Annotated in this window: 11 protein-coding genes; 4 read left to right on the top strand and 7 right to left on the bottom strand. The window is 65.7% G+C overall.

All coding sequences use genetic code 11. From position 1 onward, the window contains the following. Positions 1-1,005, top strand: coding sequence for a Ku protein (locus ASF61_RS12670; protein ID WP_056156322.1), 1,005 nt, complete (start codon positions 1-3; stop codon positions 1,003-1,005). Between the two features lie 327 nt (positions 1,006-1,332). On the opposite strand, the gene ligD is transcribed toward ASF61_RS12670, so the two are convergent. After that, positions 1,333-3,876: a DNA ligase D gene (ligD, locus tag ASF61_RS12675; protein WP_056156324.1), complete on the bottom strand. Its 2,544-nt coding sequence runs from the start codon at positions 3,874-3,876 to the stop codon at positions 1,333-1,335. Positions 3,877-4,033: 157 nt separating this feature from the next. Between ligD and ASF61_RS12680 the strand changes: the two genes are divergently transcribed. After that, complete coding sequence (locus ASF61_RS12680; RefSeq protein ID WP_056156326.1) at positions 4,034-4,390, top strand: hypothetical protein; 357 nt, start codon at positions 4,034-4,036, stop codon at positions 4,388-4,390. Positions 4,391-4,458: 68 nt separating this feature from the next. Here ASF61_RS12680 and ASF61_RS12685 read toward each other — a convergent pair whose 3' ends face one another. The 6 genes from ASF61_RS12685 to ASF61_RS12710 form a co-directional block, all read right to left on the bottom strand. Next, positions 4,459-5,970, bottom strand: coding sequence for a DUF6765 family protein (locus ASF61_RS12685; protein WP_156369582.1), 1,512 nt, complete (start codon positions 5,968-5,970; stop codon positions 4,459-4,461). A 202-nt stretch (positions 5,971-6,172) separates the two neighbouring features. Then, the gene (locus ASF61_RS12690) at positions 6,173-7,684 is read right to left on the bottom strand and encodes an efflux transporter outer membrane subunit (RefSeq protein WP_056156331.1); all 1,512 of its coding nucleotides are present in this window, start codon (positions 7,682-7,684) and stop codon (positions 6,173-6,175) included. Between the two features lies 1 nt (position 7,685). Next, on the bottom strand, positions 7,686-10,880 hold the full coding sequence (locus ASF61_RS12695) for an efflux RND transporter permease subunit (protein WP_056156333.1): 3,195 nt from the start codon (positions 10,878-10,880) through the stop codon (positions 7,686-7,688). A 5-nt stretch (positions 10,881-10,885) separates the two neighbouring features. Further along, positions 10,886-12,136 carry an efflux RND transporter periplasmic adaptor subunit gene (locus ASF61_RS12700; RefSeq protein ID WP_056156335.1) on the bottom strand — a complete coding sequence of 417 codons (1,251 nt, stop codon included), beginning with the start codon at positions 12,134-12,136 and terminating at the stop codon, positions 10,886-10,888. 136 nt (positions 12,137-12,272) lie between these two features. After that, positions 12,273-13,145 carry an alpha/beta hydrolase gene (locus ASF61_RS12705; RefSeq protein ID WP_056156338.1) on the bottom strand — a complete coding sequence of 291 codons (873 nt, stop codon included), beginning with the start codon at positions 13,143-13,145 and terminating at the stop codon, positions 12,273-12,275. After that, positions 13,142-13,357, bottom strand: a complete 216-nt coding sequence (locus tag ASF61_RS12710) for a hypothetical protein (protein ID WP_056156339.1) — start codon at positions 13,355-13,357, stop codon at positions 13,142-13,144. Before ASF61_RS12710 ends, ASF61_RS12705 begins: the two co-directional genes overlap by 4 nt. A 145-nt stretch (positions 13,358-13,502) precedes the next feature. On the opposite strand from ASF61_RS12710, the gene ASF61_RS12715 reads away from it, so the two are divergent. Next, the gene (locus ASF61_RS12715) at positions 13,503-14,468 is read left to right on the top strand and encodes a LysR family transcriptional regulator (protein WP_056156342.1); all 966 of its coding nucleotides are present in this window, start codon (positions 13,503-13,505) and stop codon (positions 14,466-14,468) included. After that, a complete protein-coding gene (locus tag ASF61_RS12720; protein ID WP_056156345.1) occupies positions 14,465-15,430 on the top strand; it encodes a D-2-hydroxyacid dehydrogenase in 966 nt (321 codons plus the stop codon). Before ASF61_RS12715 ends, ASF61_RS12720 begins: the two co-directional genes overlap by 4 nt. Positions 15,431-15,438 lie beyond the last annotated feature (8 nt).

Here is a 15,438-nt window from a genome sequence, read left to right on the forward strand (position 1 = left end):
GTGGCCGCCCGCGCGTTGTGGAAAGGCGCCATCAGCTTCGGCCTGGTGCACATCCCGGTGGACCTGTACACGGCAGTGCAGGAGCACGGGCTGGACCTGTCGATGCTGGACCGGCGCGACTTTTCGCCCGTGGGCTACAAGCGCTACAACAAGAAGACCGGCAAGGATGTCGAGTGGGACGACATCGTCAAGGGTTACGAGTACGAAGATGGCGAGTACGTGGTGCTGACCGACGAGGACCTCAAGCGCGCCAACGTCGAAGCGACCCAGACCATCGATATCCAGGCGTTCGTCGATGCGGCCGACGTGCCGCTCACCTACTACGAACATCCTTATTATCTGGCGCCATCGAAGGGCGGCGCCAAGGTGTATGCGCTGCTGCGCGAAACCTTGCGCAAGGCAGGCAAGATCGGCATCGCCACCGTGGTGATCCGCACCCGCCAGCACCTGTGCGCGCTGGTCTGCATGGACGACAAGATCGTCCTCAACACGCTGCGCTTCGACACCGAGATCCGCGACAGCGAAGACCTCAAGCTGCCGCCTGCCACGCTCAAGGGCGCCGGCATCAGCGACAAGGAACTGACCATGGCGCTGTCGCTGGTCGAAGGCATGAGCGAAGAATGGAAGCCGTCCCAGTACCACGACACGTACCAGGAAGATGTGATGGCGCTGGTGAAGAAAAAGATCAAGGCGGGCCAGACCAAGACCCTGACCGCACCGGAGCCGGAACGCAAGGCGCCCCGCTCGTCGAACGTGGTGGACCTGGTGGCGCTGCTGCAGGACAGCCTGGGCAAGCGGCCGGCCAAGGGCGCGGCTAAAGACAAGGCGGCCGACGAGGCGCCGGCGCCGCGCAAGCGGGCGTCGCCGGCAAAAGCGGCGGGCAAGAGCACGGCGGACAAGAGCACAGCGGGCAAATCCGGCAAGACCGCGACCGCCAAAGCCGCCAGGACGGCCGGCGCCGGCAAGGCCGGAGCCAAACACGGCGCGACGCGCAAGGCGGCCTGAACGCGGCATCCAGGCCGTCATTCAAGGCGACATCGAGGGCGACATCGCGGGCGACATCGCGGGCCACCAGTGAGCGGCGCCCTGCACCGTGGATAGGCAACGTGGCGCGCTGGGGCGTGGTTGCACCCGGTTGCACCCGGTTGCGCACGATTGCGACGATTCGCACCAGTTGGCGCGATCCGGTATGGAACGGTGCGCGAGCATCAGGCCGGTCGCGCTGTCGGCATGACAGGCAAGCTGGTGCCGGCGCCAGCGAAGCGCAGATGACTGCACCGGTGTCTGCGGTGCCAGCTGCACGGCGGCAGCCGGCTGCTGCGGAACCCGCCCCTAGCGTGCGCCGGGCTTAAAATCCATCATCTTCATCGCCGCGGCCAGGCCGATGGCTGCCTTGGCATAGCCCTCCCACGGCGTGTTGCCGACGTCGAGCCGGGTGTGCACGGTGGCCACGGTCCAGTGGTCGCCGCCGTGCAAGTCTCCCAGCTCTTCCCAGCCGACCGGCACCGAAATCCCCAGTCCGGGCCGCGCGCGCACCGACCAGGCGCAGGCCGTGGTCGCACCGCGACCGTTACGCAGGTAGTCGATGAAGATTTTCCCGACCCGGTTGGCCGGTCCGCTTTTGAGCACGAAGCGCTCGCCGATGTTGTGTGCCATGTGGGCCACGATGGCTTGCGAAAATGCCTTCACTTCATCCCAGCCATAGTGGGGGCGGATCGGCACCACCACGTGCAGGCCCTTGCCGCCGCTGGTTTTCAGAAAGGCTGGCAAGCCGAGGTGGTCGAGAAACGCCTTCATCAGCGTGGCCGCCTCCTGCACCTGCTGCCAGGCCACGCCCTTGCCCGGATCGAGGTCGAACACCATGCGGTTGGGCTTGTCGTACGAGCTGGCACTGGCGTTCTGCGTGTGCAGTTCCACCACGTTCCACTGGGCTGCCGACAGCAGGCCCTTTTGCGACGCCACTTCCAGCATCGGCGCGTGGCCGGGATCGAGCGACTGCGCCAGGCTTTTGATGCCGTCCATCTTGTCGGTCTCCGCATGCTTCTGGAAAAACAGCTCGCCACCGACGCCGGCCGGCGCGCGCACCAGCGACACGGGACGACCTTTCAGGTGCGGCAGCATCAGCGCGCCGACCAGCGCGTAATAGCGCACCAGGTCCATCTTGGTGGCGCCGCTGTGCTTGTCGATCACGCGGTCCGCGTGGGTCACTTTCAGTGCTGCGGGCAGCTTGCCCTGCACCATCGGTTGCTTCTCCGTCACCGCCGGTTCCTCCTTCAGATGCGCAGGCCGCTCGCGCACGATGGACGACGCCTTTTTATCCTTGCGCAGCCCCTTGAACACCGCGTGCCGGATCGAGCCGGCACTGGTCCATTCGCCGAACGCCACCTCCGCCACCAGCGCGGGCTTGAGCCAGTGCGCCTTGCGCGCGATCTCGCGGCTGGGCGCAAACGGACTGGTCGCGCTGGTCAGCTTGTCCATCTTCGCCTTCAGCGCGCGCAGCGCCTGGCCATCGAAACCGCTGCCGACATTGCCCGCGTAGCGCAGGGTGCCGTCGGCGTCGTAGGTGCCCAGCAGCAGCGAACCGAAACCGCTGCGCGCGCCTTGCGGATCGGTGTAGCCGCCGATGACGAATTCCTGGCGCTGGCCGCATTTGAGCTTGATCCAGCTGCCGCTGCGCCGGGACGTGTAGCCGGCATCGCGGCGCTTGCCGATGATGCCTTCCAGGCCCATGCTGCAGGCGGCGGCCACCATGTCTTCGGGCGCGGCCGCCAGTGCGGCACTGTAGCGCACCATGTCGCTCGGCCGCTGGGCCAGGACCGCTTCGAGCGCCGCCCGGCGCGCCTCGAGCGCCGTGTCGCGCAAATCGCGGCCGTCGAGGAACGGGGCGTCGAAGACGAAATAGACGATGTCGCCGGGCGCCTCGGCATCGAACGCATTCTGCAGCAGGCCGAAGTCGGGGCGCCCGGCCTCGTCGTGCACCACGATTTCGCCGTCGTACCAGCCCGTTGGCAGCTTCATGGCCGCCAGCGCCTTGTGCAGCGGTTGCAGCTTGTGGGTCCAGTCGTTGCCGTTGCGGGTGATCAGGCGGATGTCTTTGCCCTCGACCCGCGCCAGGATGCGGTAGCCGTCGAATTTGATCTCGAACAGCCAGGCGTCGGGATCCGAAGGCGGTGCGTCCACCAGTGTGGCCAGCTGCGGCGACAGCTTTTCCGGCAAGTCAGCCTTGGGCGGCGCTTTCGTGCTGAATGACGCTTTTGTCCCGGACCCCGGTTTTGCCTTCTTGGCCTCCGCCTTCCGGGCAGCTGGCGTCGGCTGGCCTGCGCCGGCCGGCATCGGCAGCGCCTTCACGCTGTCGGGCATTTCATCGATCACGCTGAATTCGGCGGCCGGGCGCGCGTAATCGTCCTTCTCCTTGATCAGCAGCCACGGCTCCTGCTTTTCACCCTTGCCGCGCATGCGCACCAGCACCCAGCGGCCGTGCATCTTGTGGCCGTGCATGGTGAACTTGAGGTTGCCGGCGGCCAGACCCTGGCGCGGATCGCCTTCCGGCTGCCAGCTGCCCTTGTCCCAGATGATCACCTTCCCTGCCCCGTACTGCTTGGCCGGGATCGTCCCCTCGAAGTCGTTGTACGAGATCGGATGGTCTTCCACGTGCACGGCCATGCGCTTGTCATGGGTGTCGTAACTGGGCCCCTTGGGCACAGCCCAGCTCATCATGACGCCGTCGAGTTCCAGGCGGAAGTCGTAATGGAGGCGGCTGGCCCAGTGCTTCTGGATCACGAACGAGAGCTGCTCGCCGACGACGCCGCCATCGGCCGGTTCCGGCGTGACGCTGAAGTCGCGCTTGGACTGGTAGGTTTTGAGGGAAGAAGTCATGGTGCCAGCGTAGGCGCGACGCGGCCGGCATTCCGTGCGATGGCGAACATGTAAGCGATTGTAAAGGCCGTCAACGACACCGGATCGGGCCGCGTTTTACGCTCAGAGACACGGGAATGGTCCCGGGCCCTATCAAACGAAACGAGGAAACTTCATCATGAAAAAAATTATCGCTACCGTGATCGCAGGCCTGTTCGCTACCGCAGCTTTCGCCCAGACCCCTGCCACCGCACCTGCAACGCCAGCGGCAGCTGCAACGGTCAAGGCCGAAGCCAAGGAAGCCAAGGCTGATGCCAAAGCCAACGCCAAGGAAACCAAGGCCCACATCAAGGCCGATGCCAAGGCAGCCAAGGCAGAAGCCGAAGCCAACAAGGACGTCGCCGTAGCCCAGGCCGATGCCAAAGCCGACAAGGCTGAAGCGAAAGCCAAAGCGCACAAAACCAAGGCCAAGGCCCATGAAAAAGCGGCCAAGACCGAAGCTGCCGACACCACTGCTGCAACGCCGGCCAAGTAATCGCCCACCGCTTCACGAAAAACGCCACCTGTCGGGTGGCGTTTTTTTTCAGCCTGCGACCGGCGCCGTCATACTGCCTTGGCTGCAAACAGCGCGGACAGGTCTCCCTTGAGCGCGCTGGTCTGCTGCGACCACGACCCGTTGAAGCGGTAGATGCCTTGCTGCGACAGGTAGTGACTGACGAAATGGAAATGGTAGTCGGCAGCGATCTGGAAAAGGTAGAGGTCGCTGTACACGTTGATGTAGCTGATGCCGAAGCGGTCCGAGTGATCGGTTTTCCTGACGACGCCAGCGAGCACGGTGCGTGGATCGGGTTCGACATTGGCATCGGGCAGATCGGCAGGCAGATCGCCGAACGCCGTCTGCCAGGCCCGGGCCGAATGGCCGCGTGCGGGATCGCGACGCTCGAGATCGAACGGCTCTTCGATCGCCTTGACCGCCTTTTGCAGGCCGGCGTCGAACTGCGCGTCGAGCGCCAGCTGCCCCTTGCCGGCAGCCTGGGAAAACATGCTGACCAGCTCAATCCAGGCGGCGCGGAATTCGCGTGGATTGTCGCGCTCGAGCGGCGGCTGGGCCGGGTTCGCCCAGCATGGCTTGTAGCGGAACTTGACGAAGCTGAAATCGGGCAAATGCCCCATCCAGCCGTGGCCCAGGTACGACGTGCCGTTCGGCGCCGCCTCGAGATTGGCGCTGATACCCTGCACCGGGCCGGTGCCGACGATGCCGCCGATGAAGCTCAGCACTTCCCTGTGCTCGCCCACGAAAGCGCTCACGCCACTGAGCACGCGGTTGCGCCAGCCTGCCGTGCCGTCGTTGTAGTCGATCCCCTGGCGGCCGTAACCCTGCTTGAGCGGGCTCCACGACGACGGATCGTAGTCGACATCCCAATAGGTATTGAGGACGCTGTTGAGCCCGTTAAAATCCTGGTGCGCCCAGGTATCGGCAATCACGTGGGCGCGCAGCCCCAGCAGGATCAGGCGCAGGCGGCGCAGATTGTCCTCGCGCTGATGGTCGAGGATGTCGCGGCCGCCCGCCGCATGGTCGAGGATGGCGACCAGCCGGGATTCGTCGGTAGCGCAGCGGATGGTATCGACGATCAGCTCGCGCGACAGCGCACTCTGGGGCCGGTTCAACATTTTGCCGTAATTAAAATCGGGAACGCGGGACGCCTGGTACGCCGCCACGGCCGCCAGCCCGGCGTTGGTATCGCGCTGGCAAAATCCCGGCAGCGCGGCAGCAACCGCCTTGCCGTGCACGGCCTCATGGCTGGGCGTTTCGGCCGGCGCTTCGTAATTACCGGGCGGGAAGTGAAACGAACACCACAAGCCGTCCTCGGGCGCCACGGCCATGCCGGCTTTGCTGTACTGCACCGTGTAGCGGGGATTTTCAACGATGGCGGCCACCCGGAAGTTGTCGGTGGGGGCCGTGTCATGCACGAGGGCCCAGTAGGCCGCATATTCGTTCTCGTTGAAGAAGTCGACGAAATTGGCCGCCTTGGCGATCAGGGTGGCGTCATTGGTCGCGAATCCGCCCTGGCGGGCGGCGTAATACGTGCCGTAGTAATGAAAATCCTGGTCCATCGTGCGTCCTTTGAAAAAATGGTGGATGTCGCTCGCGTGACTATTGGTCACGCAGGCCATTTTATCTGTCGCCGCACGGAAATGTTTCTACATGGATATAGTTTTGACCGATATTTTTAACAGTTGGTCGTATTCATGCAACAGGGCGCAGGCCGGCGCTCCGCCGTCCAAACGATGGCGGGGCGCCGGAAAGGTGACGCCATTACTGCAAGTTTGCCACCGTGTCGCCGGCAACATCGCTGCCCCAGCCACCGCCGAGCGCCCGGATCAGCGCCACCGTGGTCACGGCCCGGGTGCCGCGCAGCTGGACTGCGCTGCGTTCGACCGCGGCCAGGTTGCGCTGCGCGTCAAGCAGGTCGATATAGCTGGACCGGCCTGCCGCGTACAGTTTCTGCGCCAGGTCGGCCGAGCGCCGCGCCGATACCAGCGCGGCATCGATCTGCGCGGTCTGCCCGGCCAGGATGCGCAAACCGGCCAGGTTGTCTTCGACTTCGGCAAACGCCACCAGCACGCTCTGGCGGTAGGCGCCCACCGACTCTTCCAGCGCCGCTTCGCTGCGCGCGATATTGGCCTGGTTGCGACCGCCGTCGATCAGCGGCATCGACATCAACGCGCCGAGCAGCCAGGAACGGCTGCTCCACTGGAACACGTTGGAGAACGTCTCGGCAGCCGAACCGCCGCCGCTGGCGTTGAGCGTCAGCGCCGGGAACATGGCCGAACGGGCCACGCCGATGCGGGCGTTGGCCGCTTCCATGGTGCGCTGGGCAGCGGCGATGTCGGGACGGCGCTCGAGCAGCGACGACGGCAGGCCGGCCGGGATTACCGGCAGCAGCGCGCTGTCGAGCAAGGGGCTGGCGCCGGCACTGTAGCTGGCAGCCGGTTTGCCCAGCAGGACGGCCAGCGCATGTTCGGCTGCCACGCGCTGCTGCTGCAGGCCGATCGCTTCGGCGCGCGCGGTCGCCAGTTCGGTCTTGGCGCGTGACAGGTCGAATTCGCCGATGTCGCCGAGGTCGAAGCGGCGCTGGTTGACCTTGACATCCTCTTCGCGCGTCTGCACGGTGCGCGCCAGCGTTTCCAGCTCGGCGTCGGTGGCGCGCAGCCGGAAATAGGTCTGCGCCACGTCGGCCTGCACCGACAGCAGCACCGAGCGGTAAGTCGCTTCGACCGAGGCGGCGTCGTTGCGGGCCGCCGCCACGTTGGACGCCACGCGGCCGAACAGATCGACCTCGTAACTGGCCGACAGGCCGGCATTGTAGGCGTTAGCGGGACGGACCGGCGTGCCGTCGGGCAGGCCCAGCGACGGTGTCGATGCGCGCTGGCGCTGGGCGCCCAGGTTGGCGCCCACCTGCGGCACGCGGTCCGCCTCGGCCACGCCGGCCAGGGCGCGCGCCTGCTTGACGCGGGCGGCGGCCACGGCCAGGTTGGCATTGGCGCGGGTGGCTTCGGCGATCAGTTCATTCAAGGCCGGGTCGTTGAATGCCAGCCACCACTGGCCGCGCGGCTGCGCTTCGGCCGCCTGCGCCGGTTTCCAGGTGCTGCCGTCGGCAGCGGTTTGCACGCGGACGGTCAGGTCCGGCAGCGGCGCCTGCGCCTCCTTGAAGGCGGCCGGCACCTCGATGGCCGGTTGCCGGAACTCGGGCGCGGCGCAGGCGGTCATCAGCAGTGCTGCCAGTACCGGTGCGACGCCTTGGGCGATCATGTGCAGCTTGTTCATATCAGTGGGTTCCTTCCAGAGTTGGTGCGGTGGCGGCGGACTGGCCGGCCGCCACGGTTTTCCTGCCTTCCAGCCTGACCGACAGATTGCGCAGCAGGACGTAGAACACGGGCGTCAGGAACAGGCCGAAGAAGGTCACGCCCAGCATGCCGGCAAATACCGCCACGCCCATCGCATGACGCATCTCCGAACCGGCGCCGCTCGAGAACACCAGCGGCAGCACGCCCATGATGAAAGCGATCGACGTCATCAGGATCGGACGCAGACGCAGACGGCAGGCTTCCAGTGCTGCCTGGACGATGGTGCGGCCGTGCAATTCCAGCTCGCGGGCAAATTCCACGATCAGGATCGCGTTCTTCGACGCCAGTCCCACCAGCACGAACAGCGCGATCTGGGTGAAGACGTTGTTGTCGCCGGCGGTGAGCTTGACGCCGATCAGCGCGCACAGGATCGACATCGGCACGATCAGGATCACCGCCAGCGGCAGGGTCCAGCTTTCGTACTGGGCGGCCAGCACCAGGAACACCAGCAGCACGCACAGTGGGAACACGTACATCATGGTGTTACCGGACAGGATGTCCTGGTAGACCAGTTCCGTCCATTCGTAGCCGATCCCCTTTGGCAGCACTTCCTCGACGATTTTCGTCATCTCGGCCTGGGCCTCGCCCGACGAGACGCCGGGGGCCGGCGCACCATTGACTTCGGCGGCGACAAAGGCGTTATAGCGCTGCACGCGGTCCGGGCCATAGCTGTCCTTCACCCGCATCAGCGACGACAGCGGAATCATTTCGCCACGGTCGTTGCGCACCTTGAGCTGTCCCATGTCCTCGGCGTGCGAGCGGAACTGCTGGTCGGCCTGGACCCGCACCTGGTAGGTGCGGCCGAACTGGTTGAAGTCGTTCACGTACAGCGAGCCGAGGTTGATCTGCAAGGTCTGGTAGATCGTGTTGAGCGGCACGCCGAGCTGCTTGGCCTTGACGCGGTCGATATCGGCAAACAGCTGCGGCACGTTGATCTGGTAGCTCGAGAACACGCCGGCCAGCTTGGGATTGGTCGCCGCCTTGGCCTGCACCGCCTGCACTGCCTTGTACAGCGCGTCGTAACCGAGGTTGTCGCGGTCTTCGATCATCAGCTTGAAGCCGCCGGTGGTACCGAGGCCGTTGACCGGCGGTGGCGGCAGCACCATCACGAAGGCGCCTTCGATGGCGCCCATGCGCTTGTTGATCTCGCCGGCGATGGCTTCGGCCGACTGGTCCTTGCCGGTCCGCTGGTGGAAGTCGGACAGGCCGACGAACACGATGCCGGCGTTCGGCGCATTGGTGAAGCCGTTGATCGACAGGCCGGGGAAGGCGATCGAGTTGGCCACGCCCGGAATGTCCTTGGCGATGTCCGACATCTTGCGGATCACGGCGTCGGTGCGGTCGAGCGAGGCGGCGTCGGGCAGCTGCGCAAAGCCGATCAGGTACTGCTTGTCCTGCGCCGGCACGAAGCCCGGCGGCACCACCTTGAACATGAAGCCGGCCGCCACGGCGAGCACCGCGTACACCACCAGCGAAGCGCCCTTGCGTTTCAGCACGCCGGTCACGCCGCTTTCGTAGCTGTGCGAGGCGCGGTTGAAGAAGCGGTTGAACCAGCCGAAGAAACCGCCGAAGACCTTGTCCATGCCACGCGTGACGATGTCTTTCGGTGCGTCGTGCGGTTTGAGCAGCGCGGCAGCGAGGGCCGGCGCCAGGGTCAGCGAGCTGAATGCCGAAATCACGGTGGAGATGGCAATCGTCAGCGCGAACTGCTTGTAGAACTGGCCGGACAGGCCGGAGACAAAGGCGATCGGCACGAACACGGCGCACAGCACCAGCGCGATCGCGATGATCGGACCACTGACCTCTTTCATGGCCTGGATGGTGGCGTCGCGCGGCGACAGGCCGTCGTGGATGTTGCGTTCGACGTTTTCCACCACCACGATGGCGTCATCGACCACGATGCCGATCGCCAGCACCAGGCCGAACAGCGACAGCGTGTTGATCGAAAAGCCGAAGGCCAGCATCACGGCAAAGGTACCGACCACCGACACCGGTACGGCCAGTAGCGGAATGATGGACGCGCGCCAGGTTTGCAGGAAGATGATCACCACCAGCGCCACCAGCACGATCGCTTCGACCAGAGTATGGATCACCGAGCGGATCGACTCGCGCACGAACTGGGTCGGGTCATAGACGATGTCGTAGGCGACACCTTCCGGGAAGTCCTTCGACAGGCGCTCCATGGTGGCGCGCACGTCGGCCGACAGCTGCAGCGCGTTGGCGTTCGGTGCTTCGAAGATCGGGATCGCGGCAGCGGACTTGTTGTTCAGCAGCGAGCGCAGCGCGTACGAGTTCGAGCCCATTTCCAGGCGCGCCACGTCCTTGAGCAGCGTGACGCCGCCATCGGCATTGGTCTTGACCACGATGTTGCCGAACTCTTCTTCGCTCTGCAGCCGGCCCTGGGTATTGACGGTGAGCTGGAAGTCGGCGCCCTTGCTCGGGCCCTGGCCGATCACGCCGGCGGCGACCTGCACGTTCTGCTCGCGGATCGCATCGACGATGTCGCCCGCGGTCAGGCCGCGCGCCGCCACTTTCTGCGGATCGAGCCAGACGCGCATCGCATAGTCGCCGGAACCGAACAGCTGCACCTCGCCCATGCCGGGCAGGCGCGCCAGCTGGTCCTTGACGTTCAGTACTGCGTAGTTACGCAGGTACAGGTCGTCGTAGCGGCCATTGGGCGAGGACAGGTGGACCACCATGGTCAGATTGGGCGACGACTTGACGGTCGTCACACCGATCTGGCGCACCTCTTCGGGCAGGCGCGGCAACGCGCGCTGGACGCGGTTCTGCACCTGCGTTTCGGCCTGCTCGACGTTGGTGCCGATCTTGAAGGTGACGGTCAGCGCCAGCGCGCCGTCGGACGTGTTTTGCGAGGACATGTACAGCATGTTCTCGACGCCGTTGATCTGCTCTTCCAGTGGCGCGGCCACGGTTTCGGCGATGATCTTCGGGTTCGCGCCCGGGTACTGGGCGCGCACCACCACCGACGGCGGCACCACGTCCGGGTACTCGGAAATCGGCAGCTTGAAGATGGCGATCAGGCCGGCCACAAAAATGATGATCGACAGCACGGCCGAGAAAATCGGCTTGTCGACAAAAAATCGTGAGATGTTCATTGTAATTATTCCTTGGTGGTACCGGCTTTCGCGTTGGCGACAGCGGCGACTTTTTCATCTTTCCTGGTTTCCGGCTGCGCGACATTGGCAGCGAGCGGATCGGCATCCATCGCCACCATGGTCGGCGTGATCGGTGCACCAGGACGTACGCGCTGCAGGCCGTTGACAACGATCTTCTCGCCCGCTTTCAGGCCCGAGCGCACCACGCGCAAGCCATCGACTTGCGGACCGAGCGTGACCGGGCGGTATTCGGCCTTGTTGCCGGCGCCGACCACGAACACGAACTTGCGGTTCTGGTCGGTGCTCACGGCGCGGTCGTTGATCAGCATGACCGGCCGGGCGCCAGTGGAGCCGGCCAGCTGCACGCGGGCGAACAGGCCGGGCACCAGCGCACCGTCGTCGTTGGCCAGGCGGGCGCGCATGCGCACCGAACCGCTGCGGGCGTCGAGCTGGTTGTCGACGAATTCGAGCTTGCCTTCGTGCGGAAAACCTTCTTCGTTGGCCAGGCCGATGCGCACCACGGCCGGCTGGCCCTTGTGGGCGGCTGCTCCCACGCGCAGATAGGTTTCTTCGTCGCCGTCGAACGAGGCATAGATGTTTTCCAGCGAGACCACCGAGGTCAGCACGGCCGAGGCATCGACCAGGTTGCCAAGCGTGATTTCCGCCTTCGACACGCGGCCGCTGATCGGCGCCGTCACGCGGGTGTAGTCGAGATTGAGCTTGGCCGCTTCATACTGGGCCTGGGCGGCGCGGGCGTCGGCGTCGAGCTGCTTGAAGTTCGAGGCGCGTTCGTCGAACTCGCGCTGGGCGATGGCCTTGTCGGCCAGCAGCTTGTCGGCGCGGTTCATTTCCAGCTTGGCCAATTCGGCCTTGGCGCGCGCCGAGGTGGCGGCCGCTTCGGCGCGGTTGGCCTCGGCCTGGAACGGCCGCGCATCGATCACGAACAGCACGTCGCCCTTCTTGACCTGGCTGCCCGGCTTGAAATTGATGGCGGTGATGAAGCCGCCCACGCGCGGCCGGATCTGCACCTGCTCGATCGCCTCGAGCCGGCCCGAGAATTCCTGGGTTTCGGTCAGGGTCTTCTCGACCACTGCAGCAGCCGACACCGGTGGTCCTGCCTGGGCCTGGCTTTGCGCCTGGGCATTCTTGCTGTTCGCATCGTCGCACCCGGTCAGGCCCAGCGTGACCAGGCTTGCCAGCGCCATGGCAGCGGCCAGCGGACCGGCCAGTGCAGTCATGTGTTTAATGGTTTTCATTTTTTATCCTTTTTGAATGAAAATAACTAATAGTTACAGCAATGCCTGCCGAAAAGCCGGGCGATGCACGAAAAACAGGACAGCGAGAGACAGCGAATAGGGGCGCCCCGCCGGCAAGCCGGTGGGGACGTGGGTGTTACAACTCCGAACCGGGCCGGTCGAGGCCGGCGATGAATGTGGCGATCTCGGCAAGTGCACTGCGCTTGCAGGCGCACTCGTTGCGCTCTCCCGCCTCGGACTGCAGCGCGGGGGCCATGCGGATCACGGACGTCTTGACGCCGTTGGCAATGAGCTTGGCGCCATATTGTTCGGCCTCGTCGCGCAGCGGATCGTCGTCGGCGGACAGGATCAGTGCGGGGGCCAGGTTCTTCAGGCGGCTCGATTGCAGCGGCGATGCGTACGGATGGGTGCGGTCGGCGCAATTGGGCAGGTAACCGGCGTAGGCGGCAGCGCAGGCGTCGGCCACTTCCAGCAGTTCCGGGGCCTGCTGCATTTCGCGCATCGAACAGGTGGTCAGGCCGGGGTCGAGCATGGGCATGACCAGGATCTGGCCCGCCAGCGCCGGACCGCCGCGGTCGCGCGACATCAGCGCGCACACGGCCGCCAGGTTGGCGCCCGCTTCGATGCCGGCCACCAGCAGGCGCCTGCCGGTCCACGCGGTTTTGGCCTTGTTCTTCTTGACCCAGTTGAGCACGGCGTGGGCGTCTTCGACTGCCGCCGGGAACGAGCGCTCCGTGGCCAGCGTGTAGCGCGAGGCCAGTACCGCGACCTGCGGGTTGTCATCGGCCAGGTGGCGCAGGAAGATATCGGCGCCATCGAGGTCGCCGCCGACGAAGCCGCCGGCATGGAAGAACACCAGCAGGACATCGCGCTTGCCTGCGGCGCCGCTGGTGTACAGGCGCGCGTCGAGCGGGCCTTCGGCGCCACCGACTGCCAGCGCCCGCACCTTGATGCGGTCGGACAGCGCGGGCAGCGCCGGCTCGGCTGGCTGCGCGGTGATGCCGCTCATCGGGTCACCGTCATGGTATCGGCTGCCATCAGCGCATTGCCGGCTGCTGCAGCGACCTGTCCCTGCCCGCTGGCCACATCGGTCAGGGCACGCACGCCTTGCACTTCGGCCTTGGCCGTCTGCAGGTAGGCATCGGTGGAGATGACGCCCGCCAGCGCGACCGTGGTCAGCGCAACGGCCAGCGTGGCAACAATTCCGTCCCGATTTTTCATGATGGCTCCTTCTCTCGACTGTAGCCTGCCGCCCGAATCAAGCTTTTTCTTTGTGCAGTACAGCAATCTTAAACATGATCTACAATCCGATAAAGACGGCAAAACTGAATTGATTGTTCAGAATCCCGAACAATGAGGCGAACACATGAATAAACTGCAAGCGATGGAAGTGTTTGTGGAGGTGGTGGACACGGGCGGCTTCACGCGCGCGGCAGAAAACCTGCAACTGCCCAAGGCGACAGTGTCCACGCTGATCGCCGCGCTGGAAACCACCTTGTCGGTCAAGCTGCTGCACCGGACCACGCGCCACGTGAGCGTGACGGCCGACGGCGCCGCCTATTACGAGCGCTGCCTGCGCATCCTGTCCGATGTGCGCGACGCCGAGGAGTCGCTGTCGCGCACGCGCCTGAGCCCGAGCGGCCGGCTGCGCGTGGACGTGCCGACCGGCCTGGCGCACGATGTGCTGATCCCCGCCATGCCCGATTTTTTCGCGCGTTATCCCGACATCCAGCTCGAGATGGGATGCAGCGACCGCAGCGTGGACCTGATCGAGGAAGGCGTCGATTGCGCCGTGCGCGGCGGCCAGCTGGTCGATTCCAACCTGATCGCGCGCCGTGTGGGCATGCTCAACTTTATCAGCTGCGCGGCCCCGTCGTACCTGGAACGCCAGGGCACGCCGACCCACCCGCAGGACCTGCTGCAGCACCGCTGCGTCAATTATTTTTCGGCGCGCAGCGGCAAGATCCTCGACTGGGATTTCAACCGCGACGGCGAACGGCTGCAGGTCGCCCTGCCCGGCCTGATCGCGGTCAACGACACCAATGCCTATATCGCCGCCGGCGTGGCCGGGCTGGGCATCATCCAGACGCCGCGGTTCGTCATCGAGCCGATGCTGGCCGATGGCCGCCTGGTCACCATCCTCGACGACTGGATCAGCGACCCGCTGCCGGTGCACGTGGTGTACCCGCAGAACCGCCACCTGTCGGCCAAGGTGCGGGTGTTCGTCGAATGGATCGCCGAGCTGTTTGCCAACCACCCGGGCATGCGATTGCCGAAAGCGCCGCCGCCGGCGCCACGCGCCGCCCCCGCCAACATGGAGTTTGCCGTATGACCATCCCCCAGCACCGCATCGTGTTTCTCGACCGCGACAGCATCGTCGCCAACCTGCGCCCGCCCGCCTTTGCCCATGACTGGACCGAGTACCGCGCCACCCGCGCCGACCAGGCACTGGCGCGCCTGCGCGACGCCCGCGCCACCATCGCCATCACCAACAAGGTGCCGCTGCGCGCTGCCACGCTGGACCGGTTGCCCGACCTGCAGATGATCGCGGTGTCGGCCACCGGCACCGACATCATCGACCTGGCCGCGTGCCGCGCGCGCGGCATCACGGTATCCAATATCCGCAACTACGCGGTCCACACGCTGCCCGAGCACACGTTTGCGCTGATACTGGCGCTGCGCCGCCAGCTGCTGGCCTACCGCGCCGACATCGAGGCCGGCCTGTGGCAGCGCGCCGAGCAGTTCTGCCTGTTTGGCCATCCGGTCCGCGACCTGGCCGGCAGCCGCCTGGGGCTGGCCGGCTACGGCGCGCTGGGCAAATCGGTCGCCGCCATCGGGCGCGCATTCGGCATGGAGGTGGTGGTCTACAACCGCTCGCCGGTCGTCGATGCCGGGGTGACGCAAGTGTCCTGGGACGAGCTGCTGGAGACGTCGGACATCGTCAGCCTGCACCTGCCGCTCAACGACCAGACCCGCAACCTGATCGGCCCGGCCGAACTGGCGCGCATGCAGCGCAGCGCCCTGCTGATCAACACCGCACGGGGCGGCCTGGTGGACGAACAGGCGCTGGCCGACGCCCTGCGCGCCGGCACCATCGGCGGCGCCGGCTTCGACGTGCTGACGCAGGAGCCGCCACCGGCCGACCACCCGCTGCTGGCGCTGCGCCTGCCGAACTTTCTGCTCACGCCGCACACGGCCTGGGCCAGTACGCAGGCAATGCAGGTGCTGGCGGACCAGCTGATCGATAACATCGAGGCCTGGGTGGCGGGCGCGCCGCGGAATGTGGTAGCGTGAGGCAATGA

Source organism: Duganella sp. Leaf126, assembly GCF_001423125.1.
Lineage (GTDB): Bacteria > Pseudomonadota > Gammaproteobacteria > Burkholderiales > Burkholderiaceae_D > Rugamonas.

What these genes read in the sequence shown, in the direction of transcription:
- ligD (WP_056156324.1), bottom strand. Translation starts at nt 3,876, where the DNA reads ATGACTTCTTCCCTCAAAACCTACCAGTCCAAGCGCGACTTCAGCGTC.
- ASF61_RS12680 (WP_056156326.1), top strand. Translation starts at nt 4,034, where the DNA reads ATGAAAAAAATTATCGCTACCGTGATCGCAGGCCTGTTCGCTACCGCA.
- ASF61_RS12685 (WP_156369582.1), bottom strand. Translation starts at nt 5,970, where the DNA reads ATGGACCAGGATTTTCATTACTACGGCACGTATTACGCCGCCCGCCAG.
- ASF61_RS12690 (WP_056156331.1), bottom strand. Translation starts at nt 7,684, where the DNA reads ATGAACAAGCTGCACATGATCGCCCAAGGCGTCGCACCGGTACTGGCA.
- ASF61_RS12695 (WP_056156333.1), bottom strand. Translation starts at nt 10,880, where the DNA reads ATGAACATCTCACGATTTTTTGTCGACAAGCCGATTTTCTCGGCCGTG.
- ASF61_RS12700 (WP_056156335.1), bottom strand. Translation starts at nt 12,136, where the DNA reads ATGAAAACCATTAAACACATGACTGCACTGGCCGGTCCGCTGGCCGCT.
- ASF61_RS12705 (WP_056156338.1), bottom strand. Translation starts at nt 13,145, where the DNA reads ATGAGCGGCATCACCGCGCAGCCAGCCGAGCCGGCGCTGCCCGCGCTG.
- ASF61_RS12710 (WP_056156339.1), bottom strand. Translation starts at nt 13,357, where the DNA reads ATGAAAAATCGGGACGGAATTGTTGCCACGCTGGCCGTTGCGCTGACC.
- ASF61_RS12715 (WP_056156342.1), top strand. Translation starts at nt 13,503, where the DNA reads ATGAATAAACTGCAAGCGATGGAAGTGTTTGTGGAGGTGGTGGACACG.
- ASF61_RS12720 (WP_056156345.1), top strand. Translation starts at nt 14,465, where the DNA reads ATGACCATCCCCCAGCACCGCATCGTGTTTCTCGACCGCGACAGCATC.